Raw genomic sequence first — 17,787 nt, 5'->3', positions numbered from 1 at the left:
GGGGGAGAGATGGGGGACGGAGTGTCCGGCGAGATGCCGGACGTGACCCCGGACGCGGGCGCGGCGAGGCCGTCACGGCGGCCGGGCCGGCTGCACAGGCTCCGCGGCTGGGGCGGCGTCGCCGGGATGGCGGCTGCCTGTGCGCTGACCGCGTCCCTGACTCTGCTGCCGCTCTCGCACGGCGGTCCGCACGCCACGTCGCCCGATGCGTCGACGGGCGTGCCGGGCACGGGCTCGGGCGCCGCGGTGCCCGCGAAGGCGGACGAGTGCACGGAGCCGGAGCGGTCGCTGACCCCGTCCACGGCGGACGGGCCTGCGATCGCCGAGATCAAGCAGCGCGGCAAGCTGATCGTCGGCGTCGACCAGAACAGCTACCGGTGGGGCTACCGCACGGCGGACGGCAAACTGGAGGGCTTCGACATCGATCTCGCCAGGGCCATCGCCAAGGACATTCTCGGCAGCCCCGACGACGTCATCTTCCGTGCCATTCCCACCAATCAGCGCATCGCCGCACTGAACAGCGGCACGGTCGACCTGGTCGTCCGGACGATGACCATCAACTGCGCCCGGATCAAGCAGGTCGCCTTCTCCACCGCGTACTTCCAGACGGGGCAGCAGGTGCTCGCCCCGCGGGAGTCCCCCATCACGGGCTACGACAAGTCCCTGGCCGATCGCAAGGTCTGCTCGGCCGAGGGCTCAACGGCCTACGAGGCGCTGGAGAAGGAGTCGTTCGGCGCGGTCTTCAAGGACAAGGACGACGGCGGTCCGGGCGACAAGGACCGGCTCACGGTCTCCAACCAGCTGGACTGCCTGGTCCGGCTGCAGCTCGGCGAGGTCGACGCGGTCGTGACGGATGCCGCCCTCGCGGCCGGCCAGGCGGCGCAGGACCCTGCCGTCGAACTGAAAGGCGGCAAGCCTTTCACCACCGAGTACTACGGCGTGGCCGCCAAACTGGGCAAGGACGACCTCGTCCGCCGGGTCAACAAGGTCCTCGACGACTACCGCAGGGGCCCCTGGATGACGGCGTACGCGAAGTGGCTGAAGGCGGACCTGCCCGGTATATCCGGCCCGCCGGCGCCGAAGTACCGGAACAATTGAGACCGGGACAACCGAGACCCGGCCCACGAAGACCGGGACCACGAGGACCTGCCCGGTCCGAGGCCGGCCCACGCCGGGCCGGACGGGATGCGCGGCAGTGGACCGAAGCATGAGCGGAGAGGTGATCGATGGGCGTCGCGGGACCCCCCGGGCCGGTAATGGACCGGGACGAGGTGGACCGTGCGCTGGCGCGGCTCGGGGAGGAGCACGAGGCCATAGAGACCTCGCTCCTCGCCCTGCAGGACCACGCGGGCCGCAGGCTCCTGGAGGGCGCCGAGCTGACGGGTGTCACCAAGGACCGCTGGGCCTCCACGGAGCAGGCGATCACGCTGCTGTGGGGGTACTTCGACGCGTACGCCGCGGCGCTCACCGCTGCGCGTGAGCTGCGGGCGCGGCGCCGCTGGCCGAACAAGGACGACCTGGTCGAGCTGACCGACCGGCTGCGCGGCCCGAGTGTCACGATCGCGAGCTCCGCGGCGCACCCGTCCCCGTCGATCACCGGACCGGCCAAGCTGTCCGAGCGGTTCACGCTGGAGGCCCTGGTCAGCCGGATGAACCAGCTCTACGCGCGCTCGCTGGACATGGTCGTGGCCGCCGACGCGGTCTGGTCGGCGCTGCCCGCCCGGATAGATCTGCTCTCCGCCGAGCTGCAGCGCACCCGTTCCCTCGCACACTCCGTGGGCGTGCGGCCGGGCGAGCATCCGGCCGGCGACGACCTGGAGTCGATCACGCACGAGCTGTCCGCGCTGCGGGCGCAGGTGGTGTCGGATCCGCTGGCGTTCTGGGCGCCCGCACCGGTGAGTTCGGCGCCGGGCGGCGGCCGTCCCGACACCGACCGCTACGACCGGGCGGCCCGCGCCCTGGAGGACGTACGGCGTGAGATCGAGGCGGTCCTCGCGGTGCGGCAGGACTCCGAGGACCGGCTGATCCGGCTGCGGGACCTGCTCTCGCGCGCGGACCGCACCCTCGCGGAGGCGCGGGTGGCGCGCGGTGAGGTGCTGGCGAAGATCGCCGCGTCCGAGGTCCCCGCGGTCAGCGGGCCCCCGACGGCCCTGCAGGAGCGGCTCGGCATGGCCGCCGAGTACCGGCGGCACGCCCAGTGGCACCGGCTCTCGCCGCTGCTGGAGTCGCTGGAGCGGGATGCCGAGGACGAACTGATGCGCGCCCGCGAGTCGTTGACGGCGGTGACGGCTCCGCTCGCGGTCCGTGCGGAGCTGCGCGGGCGACTCGACGCGTACAAGGCGAAGGTCGCCCGCCATGGAATGGCGGAGGATCCGCTGCTGATCGAGCGCTACGACGCGGCGCGCCGGATGCTGTGGAGCGCGCCCTGCGATCTGCGCGCCGCGGAGCAGGCGGTGCTGCGCTATCAGCGGGCGGCGGCGGATGTCCTGGTGCCGCGACAGGCGGGGCCCAGGGACCGTACTGGCCGACAGGGGGAATCGTGAGTGACATGAACAAGTGCGTGCGCCCCGGCTGCGAGGGGTCGTACGAGGACGTCGGCGGCGGCGAGCTGTACTGCGACACCTGCGGCCTCGCGCCCGGCACCGCGCAGGCCTCGGGGGCGGGCGGCGGTGCGAGCGGTGCCGCCGGTGCCGGTGCCGTGCCCGCCTGCCAGCGGCCCGGGTGCGAGGGATCGTACGAGGACGTCGGCGGCGGCGAGCTGTACTGCGACACCTGCGGCCTCGCCCCGGTCGTCTCGGTGAACGGCTCTCTGTCGTCCCCGCCCACCGGCATCACGGGCGGTGGCGCCCACGGCAGCAACAGCAGCTCGGCCAGGAGCGGTTCGCGGTCGTCCGCCCGGTCGTCGTCCCGGTCCTCGCGGTCGTCACGCTCCTCGACATCGCGGCGGTCGGTCTCGGGCCGGCTGTCGCGTTCGCTGTCGGGCCGCAGCACCGGCCGTTCGGTGTCGGTGCGCAGCTCCGGTTCCACCTCCTCCGCTTCCGGGCGGGGCAGGCTGGGCGCGGGCCTGGTCTCGGTGCCGGAGGTGCCGCGCCCCGACCCCCGTTCCGCGGTGATGGAGAACCCCGAGGTCCCCGAGCGGAAGCGGTTCTGCAGCCGCAGCGACTGCGGCGCGCCGGTCGGGCGTGCGCGCGGCGACCGCCCGGGCCGCACGGAGGGCTTCTGCACCAAGTGCGGCCACCCCTACTCGTTCGTGCCGAAGCTGAGCGCGGGCGACGTCGTGCACGGGCAGTACGAGGTGATCGGCTGCCTCGCGCACGGCGGCCTCGGCTGGGTCTACCTCGCCATCGACCGTGCCGTCTCCGACCGCTGGGTCGTCCTCAAGGGCCTGCTGGACACCGGAGACCAGGACGCCATGGCCGCGGCGATCTCGGAGCGCCGCTTCCTCGCGGAGATCGAGCACTCCAACATCGTCCGCATCTACAACTTCGTCGAGCACCTCGACCAGCGGACGGGCTCGCTCGACGGCTACATCGTCATGGAGTACGTCGGCGGCAAGTCCCTCAAGGAGATCGCGAACGAGCGCCGGGCCCCCGACGGGAAGCGCGACCCGCTGCCTGTCGAACAGGCCTGTGCCTACGGCATCGAGGCGCTGGAGGCGCTCGGCCATCTGCACAGCCGCAACCTGCTGTACTGCGACTTCAAGGTCGACAACGCCATCCAGACCGAGGACCAGCTCAAGCTCATCGACATGGGCGCGGTGCGCCGCATGGACGACGACGAGTCGGCGATCTACGGCACCGTGGGCTACCAGGCCCCGGAGGTCGCGGAGGTGGGCCCGTCGGTCGCCTCCGACCTGTACACGGTCGCGCGCACGCTGGCGGTCCTGACGTTCGACTTCCAGGGCTACACGAACGTGTTCGTGGACTCCCTGCCCGACCCCGACAACATCGAGGTGTTCCGGACCTACGAGTCCTTCTACCGGCTGCTCGTGCGCGCGACCGACCCGGATCCGGCGCGCCGGTTCGCCTCCGCGCAGGAGATGGCGGACCAGCTGACGGGCGTGCTGCGGGAGGTCGTCGCGCTGCAGACGGGGCGGCCCCGGCCGTCGCTGTCGACACTGTTCGGCACGGAACTGCGGGTGACGGACGCGAAGTTGTTCGCCGAGCTGGACGGCGAGGTGTCGGTGCTGGGTGCACGAGCGGCGGCCCGCAAGGGCGGCTTCCTCCGAGGCGGCGTGGCCGGCGGCGGCAACGGGGGCCGGGCCGCGCACGCCCTGCCCGGCGGAGCCGGGAACGCCGGGGTGCCCGGTTCACCCGGCCACCTCCCGGTCGCCGGAGGCCCCGGACAGGGGACACCCGCGTTCGCGTACGCGCAGACGCAGGCCGTGGTGCCGTCGCCCCGTACCGAGGTGCCGGCACCGCAGACCGCCGCCGCGGCGCAACCGCAGCTCGTCGGGCTCGATGCGCGGGCGACCGCGCTGGCGCTCCCGGTGCCACGCGTCGACCCGGGTGACCCGAACGCGGGATTCCTCGCCGGCCTGATGGCCTCCGCCCCCGCGGAGCTGATCGCCGCGCTGCACGCCGCGCCCGCGAGCTCCGTGGAGCTGCGACTGCGGGAGCTGCGCGCCCGCCTCGAGATGGACGACCTCGGCTCCGCGACGATGTCGCTGGCCGATCTGGAGTCCCGGCACCCGGACGACTGGCGGGTCGTCTGGTACCGCGGCATCGCGTCCCTCGCGACCGGCGACAACGAGACCGCCGCGCTGTCCTTCGACGCGATCTACGACGCCTTCCCCGGCGAGGCCGCGCCGAAGCTCGCGCTCGGCGTCTGCGCCGAGGTGCTGGGCCAGCTGGACAACGCCGCGGAGTACTACCGGCTCGTGTGGACGACGGACCCGAGCTATGTGAGCGCCGCGTTCGGCCTGGCCCGGGTGCACCTCGCCGCGGGCGACCGCGTCGGGGCCGTACGAACGCTGGAGTCCGTGCCCGAGGCGTCGATCCACTACACGGCCGCACGGGTCGCCGCGGTCCGTGCGAGGCTGCGCAGACGCGCCGCGCACGATCCGCTGATCGACGATCTGACCGCCGCAGCCGACCAGGTCACGGCGCTCCACGGGTTCGGCCTGGACGCGGTGCGCCGGGAACGGTTGTCCACAGAGGTGCTGGGCACGGCCCTGGACTGGGTACTCTCCGGTAGTCCCGGGGCCCGGCCCACCGCGACAGTCCTGCTCGGCAGCGAACTGGACGAGCGCGGACTGCGCTTCGGACTTGAACGCTCGTTCCGGGTGCTCGCCCGGCTCGCGCAGCACGGCGAGGAGCGCATCGAACTGGTGGAGCGGGCCAACCGTTTCCGCCCCCGGACGTGGGTGTGAGTGATGGACCGGATGCACCAGCTCTCCGCGTGCCCCAGTTGCGAGGAGCCTCTGGAGTCGACCGACCTGTTCTGCGGTGCCTGCGGGTACGACCTGTCGGCCGTGCCCGAGCCGCCGCGGGACCAGCCCACGATCGCCATCGGCTCCCCGGTGGATCGGCCGGCGGCCGGCGGCCTGGACGGCTCCGGCGCCGTCCCACCGGGCCCGCAGCCGCCCGCCGAACCTCCGGGCGCGGGACCGGACGCAGGCGTGGTCGCGGCCTCGGGCACGCCCGCGGGCGGCCGTCCGCTGCCCGCGACGGCGGTACGTTTCGACCGCCCGGACGCCACACCGCCCCCGGTCGGCCCGGCCGCCGACACCGCGTCCGCATCGGGCGACTTCGAGCTCGCCGCGCCCGACCCCCGCGCCGCCGCCCCGGCCCCGGCGTACGCGACACCCCCCGCCGGGACGAAGCTGTGCGTCGCCTGCCGCGCCGGCCATGTCGACACCGACGGTTACTGCGAGCACTGCGGGCACGCCCAGCCCCGCGAGCGCGACCACATGGAGCAGGAGCTCGGCGCGGTGGCCGCGGTCAGCGACCGCGGACTGCGCCACCACCGCAACGAGGACTCGTTCGCGGTCTCCTCGACCGCGCTGCCCGACGGCTCGCCCGCCGTCATCGCGATCGTCTGCGACGGCGTGTCGTCGGCGACCCGCCCGGACGACGCCTCCGCGGCGGCCGCAGCCGCGGCCAACGAGTCGCTGCTGGAGTCGCTGCCCCGTGGCGGCCATCCGCAGCAGGCGATGCACGAGGCGATCGTCGCGGCGGCCGAGGCGGTCAACTCGCTGGCGGCCGAGCCCGCCGCGGCGATGGAGCACGATCCGCACCGCCATCAGAACGCACCTGCGTGCACAGTCGTCGGCGCCGTCGTCGCGGCCGGTCTGCTGGTCGTGGGCTGGGTCGGCGACAGCCGGGCGTACTGGGTGCCCGACGACCGCAGCGGCCCGCCCGCCCGCCTCACCGAGGACGACTCATGGGCGGCCCAGATGGTCTCCACGGGCCTGATGAGCGAGGCCGAGGCGTACGCGGACGAGCGCGCCCACGCCATCACGGGCTGGCTCGGCGCGGACGCGTACGAGCTGGAGCCGCACACGGCCGCCTTCAAACCGGACCGCCCCGGTGTGGTCGTCGTCTGCACGGACGGCCTGTGGAACTACGCGGAGGCCGCGGAGGAGCTGGCGCGGATCCTGCCGCCGGACGCGGCGGGCCGCCCGCTGGCCGCTGCCCAGGTGCTGGTCGGTCACGCCCTGGACGGCGGCGGCCACGACAACGTAACAGTGGCCGTGCTCCCGTTCGCCGTCCCGGGGCAAGGGGCAGGATCGGCCTGAACAAGGCCCTCGTCCTCTTCGCCCGACCGGCAATCCCTTTGTCATTTCTGTCTGTTACGTGGAGCTCAAGGAGCCAGATCAGATGGCGAACTTTTCCAAGTCGACCGTGCCTCAGTTCTCCGTCGATGTGTACCAGAACGAGTTCCTGCCGGAGGGCGGTCGCGAGGTGAACGCGATCGTCACGGTCACCTCCACGGGAGGCGGCACGAGCGGCGGTGTCCCGCTCACCGGGATGACCGCCTCCCCTTCGTCCATACCGGGTCGGGGTCCGAGCGCCGCCGTGGTGCTCATGGTCGACTGTTCGGGCTCGATGGACTACCCGCCGACGAAGATGCGCAACGCGCGCGACGCCACGGCCGCGGCCATCGACACCCTGCGCGACGGCACGGCCTTCGCCGTGGTCGCAGGCACACATGTGGCCAACGAGGTCTACCCGGGCGGTGGCGGTCTGGCGGTCGCCAGTGCCACGACGCGCGCGCAGGCCAAGGAGGCGCTGCGCAGGCTGAGCGCGGGAGGCGGCACGGCGATCGGCACCTGGCTGCGCCTCGCCGACCGGCTGCTGCAGTCGGAGGATGTCACCATCCGGCACGGCATTCTGCTCACCGACGGCCGCAACGAGCACGAGTCGCCGCAGGACCTCCGGGCCGCCCTGGACGCCTGCGTGGGCCGCTTCACCTGTGACGCCCGCGGCGTGGGGACGGACTGGGAGGTCAAGGAGGTCACCGGCATCGCCTCGGCGCTCCTCGGCAGCGCCGACATCGTCGCCGACCCGTCCGGTCTGTCCGCGGACTTCACGCAGATGATGGAGAACGCGATGGGCAAGGAGGTCGCGGACGTGTCGCTGCGGCTGTGGACGCCCGTCGGTGTGGAGATCAAGTTCGTGAAGCAGGTGGCGCCGAGGGTCGAGGAGCTGACCGGCCGGCGCACTGAGGCGGGCCCTCGTGCCGGCGACTACCCCACCGGCTCGTGGGGCGACGAGTCCCGTGACTATCACGTGTGTGTGCAGGTGCCGCAGGCGAGCATCGGCCAGGAGATGCTCGCGGCCCGGGTCTCGCTGATCCTCCCCGACCCGGCGGGCGGCACCCCGCAAACCCTCTCCCAGGGGCTGGTGCGGGCGGTGTGGACGGACGACATGGCGGCGTCGACATCGATCAACCCGCAGGTCGCGCACTACACCGGGCAGGCCGAACTGGCACAGGTCATCCAGCAGGGCCTGGATGCCCGCAAGTCGGGGGACATGGACGGCGCGACGGCGAAACTGGGGCGTGCGGTGCAGCTGGCGGCGGCCTCGGGGAACGAGGACACTGCGAAGCTGCTGGCGAAGGTGGTGGACGTCGTCGATGTGGCGACGGGTACTGTGCGACTGAAGGCGAAGGTTGCGGAGGCGGACGAGATGACACTCGAAACGCGCTCCACGAAGACAGTTCGCGTCAAGAAGTAGACATGAAACGGAACGCGAAGCAGTAGGTGTCCGGCCCTTGCGCGGGCCTGACGTAACGAGAGGGGGAAGCACCGACATGCCGACCTGCCCGAACGGACACCAGTCGGGTTCCGACGACTGGTGCGAGGTCTGCGGCCATCGCATGGCCGGGGCGGGGGCTCCGGCGGGCGCGGTGCCGCCGCCTCCTCCCCCGCCGCCCGCGCCCGGGTACGGCTACCCGGGTCCCGACGCCACGGCCCAGGCGGAGCTGTGCCCGCAGTGCCGTACGCCGCGCGAGGCGATGGCGCCGTTCTGCGAGGAGTGCCGCTGGAACTTCCTCACGAACACGGCGACGTCGTACACGCCACTGGCCCCGCAGAACCGCCCGGGGCCGGGTGGACCCGGCGGTCCCGGCGGTCCGGTGCCCGGGCTGAACCTGCCGCCCGGCTTCCAGGCGCAGCAGCAGCAACCGCGCCCGCCGGACCCGTTCGAGTACCAGAGCTCGCGGCCCTCGCAGATGAACCGTCCCGCCGAGCCGCTGACCGGCGACCCGTCGGCGCCGCAGCCGCCGCAGCCGGGCCCTCCCCCGCCCCCGCAGGCCTTCCAGCAGTCCGGCCCGCCGGCACCGCCGCAGGCCTTCCAGCAGTCCGGCCCGCCCGCGCCGCCTCAGGCGTTCCAGCGGCCCGGTCAGCCCCCGATGCCCTCGCAGCCCGGTTTCCCGCAGGCCGTCCCGGCTCCGGCGCCGGGGCCGCAGCAGCAGGGCGGCGGGGACGACTGGGTGATCTCACCGCCCTCGCAGGCGCAGCCGCCGCAGCCGCCGCCCTCCATGCACCACCAGGGGCCGCCGCAGCAGCAGTACCGGCCGCCCGCGGGCTGGACGGCGGTCATCGCGCCCGACCGTGAGTACTTCATGGCGATGATGCAGCGCAGCGGCCCCGAGGCCGCCGGGCTGAATCTGCCCGCGTACTCCCCGGAGCAGAAGCTTCCGCTCTCCGGCACGCAGGTCACCATCGGGCGTCGCCGGCACTCCACCGGTGAGCAGCCGGACATCGACCTCTCCGTCCCGCCGGAGGACCCGGGCGTCTCGCACCAGCACGCGGTCCTCGTCCACCAGCCGGACGGCACCTGGGCGGTGGTCGACCAGAACTCCACCAACGGCACCACGGTGAACGGCGGCGAGGAGCCGATCCAGCCCTTTGTCCCCGTCCCGCTCAAGGACGGCGACCGGGTGCACGTGGGCGCCTGGACGACGATCACCCTTCGTCGCGGCCAGTAGCGGCCAGGGGCCAGGCGTACGGCCCTTCGGGGTCGTCCAGCCAGGCCCACTGGTGCCGGCCGCTGACCGTGACACCGAAGCGCTCCCGCTCCGGCCGCTGCTCGCGCTGCCAGAGCGAGAGCGCTTCGTGCGGATCCAGGCTGCCAGCGGTCAGGGCGAGCAGAAAGTGGAACAGCTCGCTGTCGGCCGCCCGCCGCGGCAGTCCTGCGGAGCGCGGGACCGGCGAGCGCACCGGCACACCACCACGAAGCGGGACAAAATACGCAGGGGTGCGCAGAAAGCGCCCTTCCGCATGGCCGCCGTCCTGCGCGCGCAACGCGACCAGCCCCGTGGCGAGCGGGGCGAGGATCCGGGCGCCCGGACGGCACTGTGCGAGCCAGCCCTGCGGTACGGACGGCAGGGCACACGTCGCGATGATCCGGTCGTAGGGGCCGCGCTCGGGGCAGCCGCGCGCACCGTCACCGGTGATCATGGTGGGGTGGTAGCCCGCCGCTGCGAGATGGGCCCGCGCGGACTGGATGATCTCCGGGTCGAGTTCGACGGTGGTCACGAGCGCGTCGCCGAGCCGATGCGACAGCAGGGCGGCGTTGTAGCCCGTGCCGGCGCCGATCTCCAGGACGTGTTGCCCGTCCCGTACCTCCAGCGCGTCCAGCATCCGGGCCATCAGCGACGGCTGGCTGCTGGAGGAGAGGAGCCGCCCGTCCCGTACGCGGGTGGCGAGCGGCCCGTCCGCGTACGCACCCCTCAGCCACCGCTCGCGCCGGTCCGGATCGCGGTCGCCGCACCAGAGCCGCTCGTACCCGGCGAAGGTGGAGACGTAGTAGTACGGCACGAAGAGATGCCGCGGCACCTCCTCGAAGGCGGCCCGCCAGGCGGGATCCCCCAGCGCGCCGGTCGCGGCGATCCGCCGCACCAGCGCGCGCCGCACCTCGGCGGCGGGGCCCGCGAAGGGGTCCTGCACCGCAGGAGTGTCCCGCTGCGCACCCATACCTCCACTTTCCTGCGTGCCCGGGCGGGAGGCGAGCGCCTGACGGCTACTTCCGGACGGAGTCCCGGGCCGGATCCGGGGAAGGACCTAGGACCCAGGTCTTCGGCCGACCGGTCTGAGACGATGGAACGGTGAACGAGATTCCGAGGGGCACACTTCAGGAGCAGACCTTCTACGAGCAGGTCGGTGGCGAGCAGACCTTCCGACGCCTGGTACGGCGCTTCTACGAGGGTGTCGCCGAGGACCCGCTGCTGCGCCCGATGTACCCCGAGGAGGACCTCGGCCCTGCCGAGGAGCGGTTCACGCTCTTCCTCATCCAGTACTGGGGCGGCCCGCGCACCTACAGCGATCACCGCGGCCATCCCCGGCTGCGGATGCGCCACGCGCCGTTCACCGTCGACAAGGCCGCGCACGACGCCTGGCTGAAGCACATGCGGGTGGCCGTCGACGAGCTGGGCCTCTCGGAGGAGCACGAGCAGCAGCTGTGGAAGTACCTCACCTACGCCGCGGCGTCCATGATCAACTCCGCGGGCTGAACCGCCGGGTCCCGGGTTCCCGGGTCCGGTTATCGGTCACGATCACGTCAAGGTCGGCCGTTGTCCCCCTGGAAGCGGTTTCCCATCCGGGTGCCCTCTGAAAGCATCCGATGCACGTTCGATGGGGGTTGGACCGGGGGTACGGGTGACGGGGTTCATATTCCTGCGCGTGGGAGCGCACCGGCTGCTGCTCGCGGCCGCGCTCCTCGCAGTGCTGCTGACCACATCCGTGCTCGCCGCCCTCGCCGCGCTCGAAGGGTCGGTCGGGGACGCGGCACTGCGGCACACCCTGCGCGGCCCGGCCGCCGCCTCCGCCTCACTCGTCATCAGCGCGGACGTGCCGCGGGACCGGCGGGACGCGGCCCAGGAAGCCGCGGTCCGCGGCGCGCGGCAGACCTTCGACGGGCTGCCGGTGACCGTACGGAAGCTGGAGCGCTCGGGCGCGTACGCGCTGCCGCGTTCGCTCCAGGCCCCCGAAGCCCGCAAGGGCGAACCCGACCTCACCCACTTCGCCGCCCTGGACCGGTCCCGGATCAGGCTCGTCGCGGGCACACTGCCGGGACCGGCCCCCGCCGCACGTACCGCCCCCGTGCCCGTCGCGCTGCCCGAAGCCGCCGCCGAGCTGCTGAAGCTGCGCCCCGGGGCGCGGATCACGCTCACCGACCGGCTGGCCGGCACGCCGCTGACGGTCCGGGTGACGGGCATCTACCGGGCCGCCGACACCGGCGATCCGTACTGGCAGCTGGACGCTCTCGGCGGCCGCGGGGTCCGTACCGTCGTCTTCACGACGTACGGACCGCTGCTCATCGACCCGTCCGTGCTCGCCTCCGGCCGCACCTCGTCGGACTCCACCGCCTGGGTGGCGGCGGCCGACTACCGGACAGTCGCCACCGACCGGATCGGCGCGCTGCGCGAGGCGGCCGTGCGCGGCCCCGAAGCGCTCCGCAAGGACCCGGTGTTCCGGGGCGGCGCGACCGTGAGGACCGCGCTGCCCACGGTGCTCGACCGGACCGAGCGCGCGCTGCTGGTGTCCCGGTCCACGCTGATGATCGTCGCCGTGCAGCTGGTGCTGCTCGCCGGGTACGCACTGCTGCTGGTGGCGCGACTGCTCAGTACGGAGCGGGCGGGCGAGACCGATCTGCTGCGGGCGCGCGGCGGTTCGCGCCGCCGGATCGCCGGTCTCTCCGCGCTGGAGGCGCTGCTGCTGGCCGTCCCGGCCGCGGTCTGCGCCCCGCTGCTGTCCGGCCCGCTGACCCGACTGCTCGCGCGGACGTCCGCCCTCGACCGGATCGGGCTGGGGCTCGGCGACGCCCCGACCGGCCAGGTCTGGCTGGTCGCGGCCGGGGTCGCGGTGTGCTGTGCGGCGGCGGTCGTCGCGCCCGCACTGGCCGCGACGGCGGATCCGTCGGGGCGCCTGCGGCGCGTCCGCGCCGCGGCCCTGCCTGCGCCCGTGCGCGCGGGGGCCGATGTCGGACTGCTGGTGATCGCGGCGGTGGCGTACTGGCAGCTGGACCGGCAGACCACCGCGAGCGGTACGGGCGCCCTCAGCGGCGACCGCGAGGGCGATCTCGGTATCGATCCGCTGCTCGTCGCGGCGCCTGCGCTGGCGCTGCTCGCCGGAACGGTGCTGACCCTGCGTCTGCTGCCGCCCGCGGCACGGCTCGCGGAGCGGCGGGCGGCCGGCGGGCGCGGGCTGGAAACGGCCCTGGCAGGCTGGCAGTTCAGCCGTCGCCCGCTGCGCGGGGCAGGCCCGGTGCTGCTGCTGGTCCTCGCGGTCGCCATGGGCATGCTGGCGATCGGGCAGAGCGCGTCGTGGGACCGTTCGCAGGCCGACCAGGCGGACTTCAGGACGGGCGCCTCGGTGCGGGTGCTGGAGACCGGGACGGGCGGGCCCGGTGACGCCGGCCGGTACGCGGACCTGCCCGGCGTACGCCAGGCCGCGCCCGCGCATCGCGCCTCCCTGGGGCTGTCCGGCAACCGGACCGCGAGCGTCCTCGTCCTGGACACGGCCCGTGCGGACGAACAGCTGCTGCTGCGCAGCGATCTGGCCGACGAGCCGGCGAGCCGGCTGCTCAAGGCCGTGGGCGCGGCACAGGGCACGCAGACGGGCGTGACCCTGCCGCAGGACACCCGGCGTCTCACCGTGGAACTGCGCATCGACGAGGAGAAGTCCGCGTCGGGTGCCTCCCCCTCCGGACTCGCGCCGAGACTCACGGTCGTGGTGGAGGACCGTTACGGCATCGTCTACCGGATCCCCGCGGGCGCTGTGCCCGCCGACGGCCGGACGCACGCGGTCACCGCGGACCTGGACGGGACCGCGGCCGGCGGCCGTGCAGCTCCCGCCGGACCGCTCACCGTGACGAGTCTGCGGCTCGACGGTTCGGTGCCCGACGGGCCGGGCGAGAAGCACCGCCTGAGCGTCGAACGGCTGCTGACCGCCGGTCCCGAGGGGGCCGCACGGCCGGTGACGGTGCCGGACGGGCTCCGCTGGCAGGGCACCAGTACCGACACGGTGGGAGGGGAGCCGCACAAGCCGGTGGCACTGCGTCCGACCGCCTCGGGGAAGACGCTGCTCACCGTCGGCTACGACGTCGGCCCGGCGCCCACAGCGACGGAGTTCGGGTTCGACTACACCGTGCCCATGGAGTTCGGGATCCGCATCGGCGCGGAGCGCCCGGCCGCGCCGAAGGAGATCGCGGCCGTGGCCACGGACGCGTTCCTGAGCGCTTCGGGGTCGAAGCCCGGCGACAGCGTCGACGTGTCCCTGGCCGGTGAGGACCTGCGGGTGACGATCGTGCGGACGGTACGGCAGCTGCCGACGACCGGTCCGGGCGCGGAGTCGGCGGCGCCGGCCCCGGCAGCGGGAGAGGGCGGCACCGCGGCCGCCACCGGCTCCGAGAGCGGCGACGGCGGCGCTCTGCTGCTCGACCTCCGCACGGTCAACGCGCACCTCGCCGGCAGCACGGACACCTCCATCAGGCCCACCGAGTGGTGGCTGAGCACGGAGCACGGCAAGGCCGCCGGCCTCGCCGATGCACTGCGGCAGCGGCCCGACGCCGATCCGGGCCAGGTCCTCGTTCGCGACGAGGCGGCCGGTGAACTGCTCGGCGATCCGCTCGGCGCGGGGCCCCGCTCGGCGCTCATGGCCGTCGCCGTGGCCGCAGCCGCGCTCGCCGCCGTCGGCTTCGCGGTGAGCGCGGCCGGATCCCTGCGCGAGCGCTCCGCCGAACTCGCGGTCCTGCGCGCCCTGGGCGCACCGCGCCGCAGGCTCGCCCGCATGGTCGCCGCCGAGCAGAGCGTGCTCATCGCCATCGCGCTCCTGGTGGGCCTCGCTCTCGGCGCCGTACTGACCCGGGCCGTGGTCCCCCTCATCGTGCTGACCGGCCGCGCCACCCAGCCGGTGCCGCACGTGCTGGTCGAACTGCCCGTGCCGCAGGTGGCGCTGCTCGTCGTCGGCGTCGCCACGCTGCCGCTCCTGATCGTCGCCACCATCGCCCTGCGCCGCGCCGACCCCGCGGTGACCCTGCGCCACCAGGGGGACCACTGACATGACCGCGCGCACCGAGAAGCCGAAGCGACCCCGCCGTGCGGTCGCACCATGGGTGCGGACCCGGCTGCGCACGGCGCCCGGCGCCGCCGTGGCCATCGGGGCACTCGTGCTGCTCACGGCCTTCCTCGCCGCCGCGTTCCCCCGGGCCGTCGACGCCTACGAGACCCATGGGCTCCGGCACGACATCGGCTCCGCCTCCCCGCCGCGCAGCGTGCTGGAACTGACCACCCCACCGCCTCCGCTGGTGGCGGAGGCCGCCCGGGAGGAGATGCTGCGGCCCGAGGCCCTGAGCTCGGTGCAGCGGCGGGTGATCGGCCTGCTGCCCGCGCCGCTGCGGGCGGACGTGGGGCAGTCCGCCTACGGAGTGCGGACCGGCAAGCCGCTCGTCGGCCGGGATCCCTGGCTGCCGCGCCCCGAAGCGCAGCGGCCCGAGTTCACCCTCGCCGCGCAGTCCGGGCTCGCGGAGCACGCCACCGTGCGCAAGGGGCGGCTGCCCGCCGCCGACGGACGGGTGACGTCCTCGACCAAGGAGGTCGAGGCCGCGGTGACCGTGGCGACGGCGAAGTCGCTGCGCCTGGACGTCGGTTCCGTGGTGCATCTCGGCGAGCCGGAGCTGACGGTACGGATCAGCGGGATCGTCGAGCCCCGCCGCCCGCAGGGCAGCTACTGGTCCTACGAGCGGACCCTGCGCACACCGGGGCTCGACGCCAAGCCGGGCACGCCGCCGCAGGTCTACTGGCGGGCCGGGCTGCTGCTGGCACCGGAGGCCGCGCCGGCGCTGCTCGGTACGGCGGGCGATCCACACCCGTACGTGCGCGTCGCGCCCGCGACCGGTCGTCTCACCGCCCAGGACGTGCCGGACCTCACCCGCCTCGTGGCCTCCCTCGAAGGCGGGCCGGGGCTGCTGGAGCTGAAGGAGGTCGCCGGTGAGAACGCCGCGCTGACCACCGACCTGGACGCGATCCTCGCGTCGCACACCACGATGCGGTCGGCGATCGCGCCGGTCGTCGCCGTCGCCGCCATCGGGATCGGCACGGTCGCCGCCGTCGTCCTCGCGATGACCGGCGGGCTGGTCGCGACACGCCGAAGCACCGAACTGGCCCTGCTGCGCTCACGCGGCGGGTCGCTGCGCGGCATCGGCGGACGGCTGCTCGCCGAGACCGCGGTGGTCGCGCTGCCCGCATCGGGGCTCGGTCTGCTGCTCGCCGTGCTGGTGGTGGACGAGGCCCGGCTGCTGCCCGCGGTCCTCGCAGCCACGGGTGTGGCCGTCCTCGCGTGCACCGCGCTTCCGGTGCGCGCGCTCGTGCTGCATCGCCGACCGCGGGCGCACGGGGAGCGGGACGACCTGGTGCGCGCCCGCCCGAGCCGGCGCCGTACCGTCGCCGAGCTCACCCTGCTGGTGCTTGCGGTGGGTGCGGTGGTGGCGCTGCGGCGGCGCGGCACATCCGAGGCCGGCGACCACCTGGTCAGCGCGGCCCCCGTGCTGGTCGGGCTGATCGCCGCGCTGGTGCTCGTACGGCTGTATCCGCTGCCCCTGCGGTGGGCGGCGCGCCCGGTGGGACGGCTGCGCGGCGCGGTCGGGTTCCTGTCGCTGGCCCGTACGGGACGGTCGTCGGCGTCGGGTGCCCTGCCGCTCCTGGCGCTGCTGATCGCGCTGACCACGGCGGCGTTCGGCGGCTCCGTGCTGGCGGGGGTCGCGGACGCACGCGACCGGGCGGCGCTGCTGGCGACCGGTGCGGATGCGCGGATCGCCGGCCCGGCGGACATGGTGGCGCTGCCGGACGGCCTGGAGCGTACGGTGCGGGAAGCTCCCGGCGTGCGGGAGGTGACGGCGGTGCAGATCGAGCACGCGCTGGCGCTGCCTTCCCGGGCGAACGACGTCGGGGACCCGCTGAGCGCCTCGCTGGTCGGCGTCGACCCCGGGGCGTACTCGCGGCTGGCCCGGGAGCTCGGGCTCGGCGCGTTCCCGGCGGATGCGCTGAGGACGCTGAGGACGTCGGAGGAGGCAGGCGGAGGGCCGGTGCTGGGCGCCGTCGCCTCTCCCGGTGTCGCGAAGTGGCTCGGCAGTGGGGCGCACCGGATCACGTCGCTGGCAGGGGACCTCACCATCGAGGTCACGGCGGTGGACACCCGCACGCCGGCAGTCACGTCCGCCGAGTTCCTGGTCGTCGACGGCACCAGGCTGACCCATCGGGCGCCGACGGCACTGCTGGCCGTCGGTGACCGGCTCGACGGCCGGGCACTGCGGGCCGCGACGGCCGGCGCGGACAGGGACGCGGGCAGGGACCTGTCCGTACGGCTGCGCGGCGAGGAGCGTGCGGCGTTCACCGACTCGCCGCTGCAGGAAGGCGCGGAGCGGATCTACGCGGCGGCGATCGCGGCGGGTGCGGGCTATGCCGTACTCGCGCTGCTCCTCTCGCTGCTGCAGTCGGCCCCCGAACGCGCCACCCTGCTCGCCCGGTTGCGCACGATGGGTCTGACCACCCGGCAGGGGCGGCAGCTGCTCGGTCTGGAGGCCATGCCGCAGGCGCTGCTCGCCGCCGGGGGCGGCGTACTCGTCGGCTGGGCGACCATCCAGCTGCTCGCCCCCGGCGTGGACCTGGTGAGGCTCGCACTGGCCGCGGCTCCGGGGCTCGCCCCGGTGGACAGCGCTTCGCTGCGCGCCGATCCGTGGTCGCTGGCGTTGCCCGCGGCGGGCGTGGTCGCGCTGGCAGGGGCGGTCGCCGCAGGGCAGGCGTGGTGGGCGGGCCGCCGCGGATCGATCACCGAACTCAGAGCAGGAGACACGCGATGACCGACACGACCACGACCACGCTGGCGGAGCTGGAGCAGCGGGCGACGGCGCGCCGCGACCGGCCCGCGTACGGGCACGACGCCCTGATCGCCTGCGACCGGCTCGTACGGATCTTCTCCACGGACGGCGTCGAGGTCCAAGCCCTCCAGGGCCTCGACCTGCTCGTCCAGGAAGGCGAGTTGATCGCCCTGGTCGGCGCGTCCGGCAGCGGCAAGTCGACCCTGATGAACATCCTCGCCGGCTTGGACGTCCCCACCGCCGGCGCCGCCAAGGTCGCCGACTGCGACCTGCTCGCCATGGACGCCAAAGCACGACTGCGCTACCGCCGCGACATCGTCGGCTTCGTCTGGCAGCAGACCGCACGCAACCTGCTGCCCTACCTGACCGCTGCCCAGAACGTGGCCCTGCCCATGCAGCTGCGCGGCCGCACGAAGAGGAAAGCCGAACGCGCACAGGACCTCCTGTCCATGCTCGGCGTCGCCGA

Annotated in this window: 11 protein-coding genes; 10 read left to right on the top strand and 1 reads right to left on the bottom strand. The window is 74.0% G+C overall.

What is annotated here, in order from left to right; genetic code table 11:
- Positions 1 to 9 precede the first annotated feature (9 nt).
- From ACWCP0_RS29850 to ACWCP0_RS29825, 6 genes are all read left to right on the top strand, one after another.
- Complete coding sequence (locus tag ACWCP0_RS29850; RefSeq protein WP_451081875.1) at positions 10 to 1,098, top strand: glutamate ABC transporter substrate-binding protein; 1,089 nt, start codon at positions 10 to 12, stop codon at positions 1,096 to 1,098.
- Positions 1,099 to 1,226: 128 nt separating this feature from the next.
- Positions 1,227 to 2,543 carry a hypothetical protein gene (locus ACWCP0_RS29845; RefSeq protein ID WP_451081874.1) on the top strand — a complete coding sequence of 439 codons (1,317 nt, stop codon included), beginning with the start codon at positions 1,227 to 1,229 and terminating at the stop codon, positions 2,541 to 2,543.
- A gap of 5 nt (positions 2,544 to 2,548) precedes the next feature.
- Positions 2,549 to 5,371 carry a tetratricopeptide repeat protein gene (locus tag ACWCP0_RS29840; protein ID WP_451081947.1) on the top strand — a complete coding sequence of 941 codons (2,823 nt, stop codon included), beginning with the start codon at positions 2,549 to 2,551 and terminating at the stop codon, positions 5,369 to 5,371.
- A gap of 3 nt (positions 5,372 to 5,374) precedes the next feature.
- On the top strand, positions 5,375 to 6,739 hold the full coding sequence (locus tag ACWCP0_RS29835; protein WP_451081873.1) for a PP2C family serine/threonine-protein phosphatase: 1,365 nt from the start codon (positions 5,375 to 5,377) through the stop codon (positions 6,737 to 6,739).
- Between the two features lie 82 nt (positions 6,740 to 6,821).
- Positions 6,822 to 8,180 carry a vWA domain-containing protein gene (locus tag ACWCP0_RS29830; RefSeq protein WP_451081872.1) on the top strand — a complete coding sequence of 453 codons (1,359 nt, stop codon included), beginning with the start codon at positions 6,822 to 6,824 and terminating at the stop codon, positions 8,178 to 8,180.
- Positions 8,181 to 8,256: 76 nt separating this feature from the next.
- Positions 8,257 to 9,435: an FHA domain-containing protein gene (locus ACWCP0_RS29825; protein WP_451081871.1), complete on the top strand. Its 1,179-nt coding sequence runs from the start codon at positions 8,257 to 8,259 to the stop codon at positions 9,433 to 9,435.
- Here ACWCP0_RS29825 and ACWCP0_RS29820 read toward each other — a convergent pair.
- Positions 9,413 to 10,423 (bottom strand): methyltransferase domain-containing protein, encoded by a 1,011-nt coding sequence (locus tag ACWCP0_RS29820; protein WP_451081870.1) that lies wholly within the window; start codon positions 10,421 to 10,423, stop codon positions 9,413 to 9,415. The genes ACWCP0_RS29825 and ACWCP0_RS29820 overlap by 23 nt on opposite strands.
- Positions 10,424 to 10,554: 131 nt before the next feature.
- Between ACWCP0_RS29820 and ACWCP0_RS29815 the strand changes: the two genes are divergently transcribed.
- The 4 genes from ACWCP0_RS29815 to ACWCP0_RS29800 form a co-directional block, all read left to right on the top strand.
- Positions 10,555 to 10,959 (top strand): globin, encoded by a 405-nt coding sequence (locus tag ACWCP0_RS29815; RefSeq protein WP_451081869.1) that lies wholly within the window; start codon positions 10,555 to 10,557, stop codon positions 10,957 to 10,959.
- 145 nt (positions 10,960 to 11,104) lie between these two features.
- A complete protein-coding gene (locus tag ACWCP0_RS29810) occupies positions 11,105 to 14,506 on the top strand; it encodes an FtsX-like permease family protein (protein WP_451081868.1) in 3,402 nt (1,133 codons plus the stop codon).
- Between the two features lies 1 nt (position 14,507).
- Positions 14,508 to 17,303 carry an FtsX-like permease family protein gene (locus ACWCP0_RS29805; RefSeq protein ID WP_451081867.1) on the top strand — a complete coding sequence of 932 codons (2,796 nt, stop codon included), beginning with the start codon at positions 14,508 to 14,510 and terminating at the stop codon, positions 17,301 to 17,303.
- On the top strand, positions 17,300 to 17,787 hold a 488-nt coding region (locus ACWCP0_RS29800; protein ID WP_451081866.1), incomplete at its 3' end, for an ATP-binding cassette domain-containing protein. The genes ACWCP0_RS29805 and ACWCP0_RS29800, both read left to right, overlap by 4 nt.

The sequence above is a fragment of the Streptomyces sp. NPDC001970 genome (assembly GCF_053594115.1).
The sequence above is the reverse complement of the archived record's forward strand: the minus strand, read 5'-3'. Positions and strand labels throughout refer to the sequence as shown.

What these genes read in the sequence shown, in the direction of transcription:
- ACWCP0_RS29850 (WP_451081875.1), top strand. Translation starts at nt 10, where the DNA reads ATGGGGGACGGAGTGTCCGGCGAGATGCCGGACGTGACCCCGGACGCG.
- ACWCP0_RS29845 (WP_451081874.1), top strand. Translation starts at nt 1,227, where the DNA reads ATGGGCGTCGCGGGACCCCCCGGGCCGGTAATGGACCGGGACGAGGTG.
- ACWCP0_RS29840 (WP_451081947.1), top strand. Translation starts at nt 2,549, where the DNA reads ATGAACAAGTGCGTGCGCCCCGGCTGCGAGGGGTCGTACGAGGACGTC.
- ACWCP0_RS29835 (WP_451081873.1), top strand. Translation starts at nt 5,375, where the DNA reads ATGGACCGGATGCACCAGCTCTCCGCGTGCCCCAGTTGCGAGGAGCCT.
- ACWCP0_RS29830 (WP_451081872.1), top strand. Translation starts at nt 6,822, where the DNA reads ATGGCGAACTTTTCCAAGTCGACCGTGCCTCAGTTCTCCGTCGATGTG.
- ACWCP0_RS29825 (WP_451081871.1), top strand. Translation starts at nt 8,257, where the DNA reads ATGCCGACCTGCCCGAACGGACACCAGTCGGGTTCCGACGACTGGTGC.
- ACWCP0_RS29820 (WP_451081870.1), bottom strand. Translation starts at nt 10,423, where the DNA reads ATGGGTGCGCAGCGGGACACTCCTGCGGTGCAGGACCCCTTCGCGGGC.
- ACWCP0_RS29805 (WP_451081867.1), top strand. Translation starts at nt 14,508, where the DNA reads ATGACCGCGCGCACCGAGAAGCCGAAGCGACCCCGCCGTGCGGTCGCA.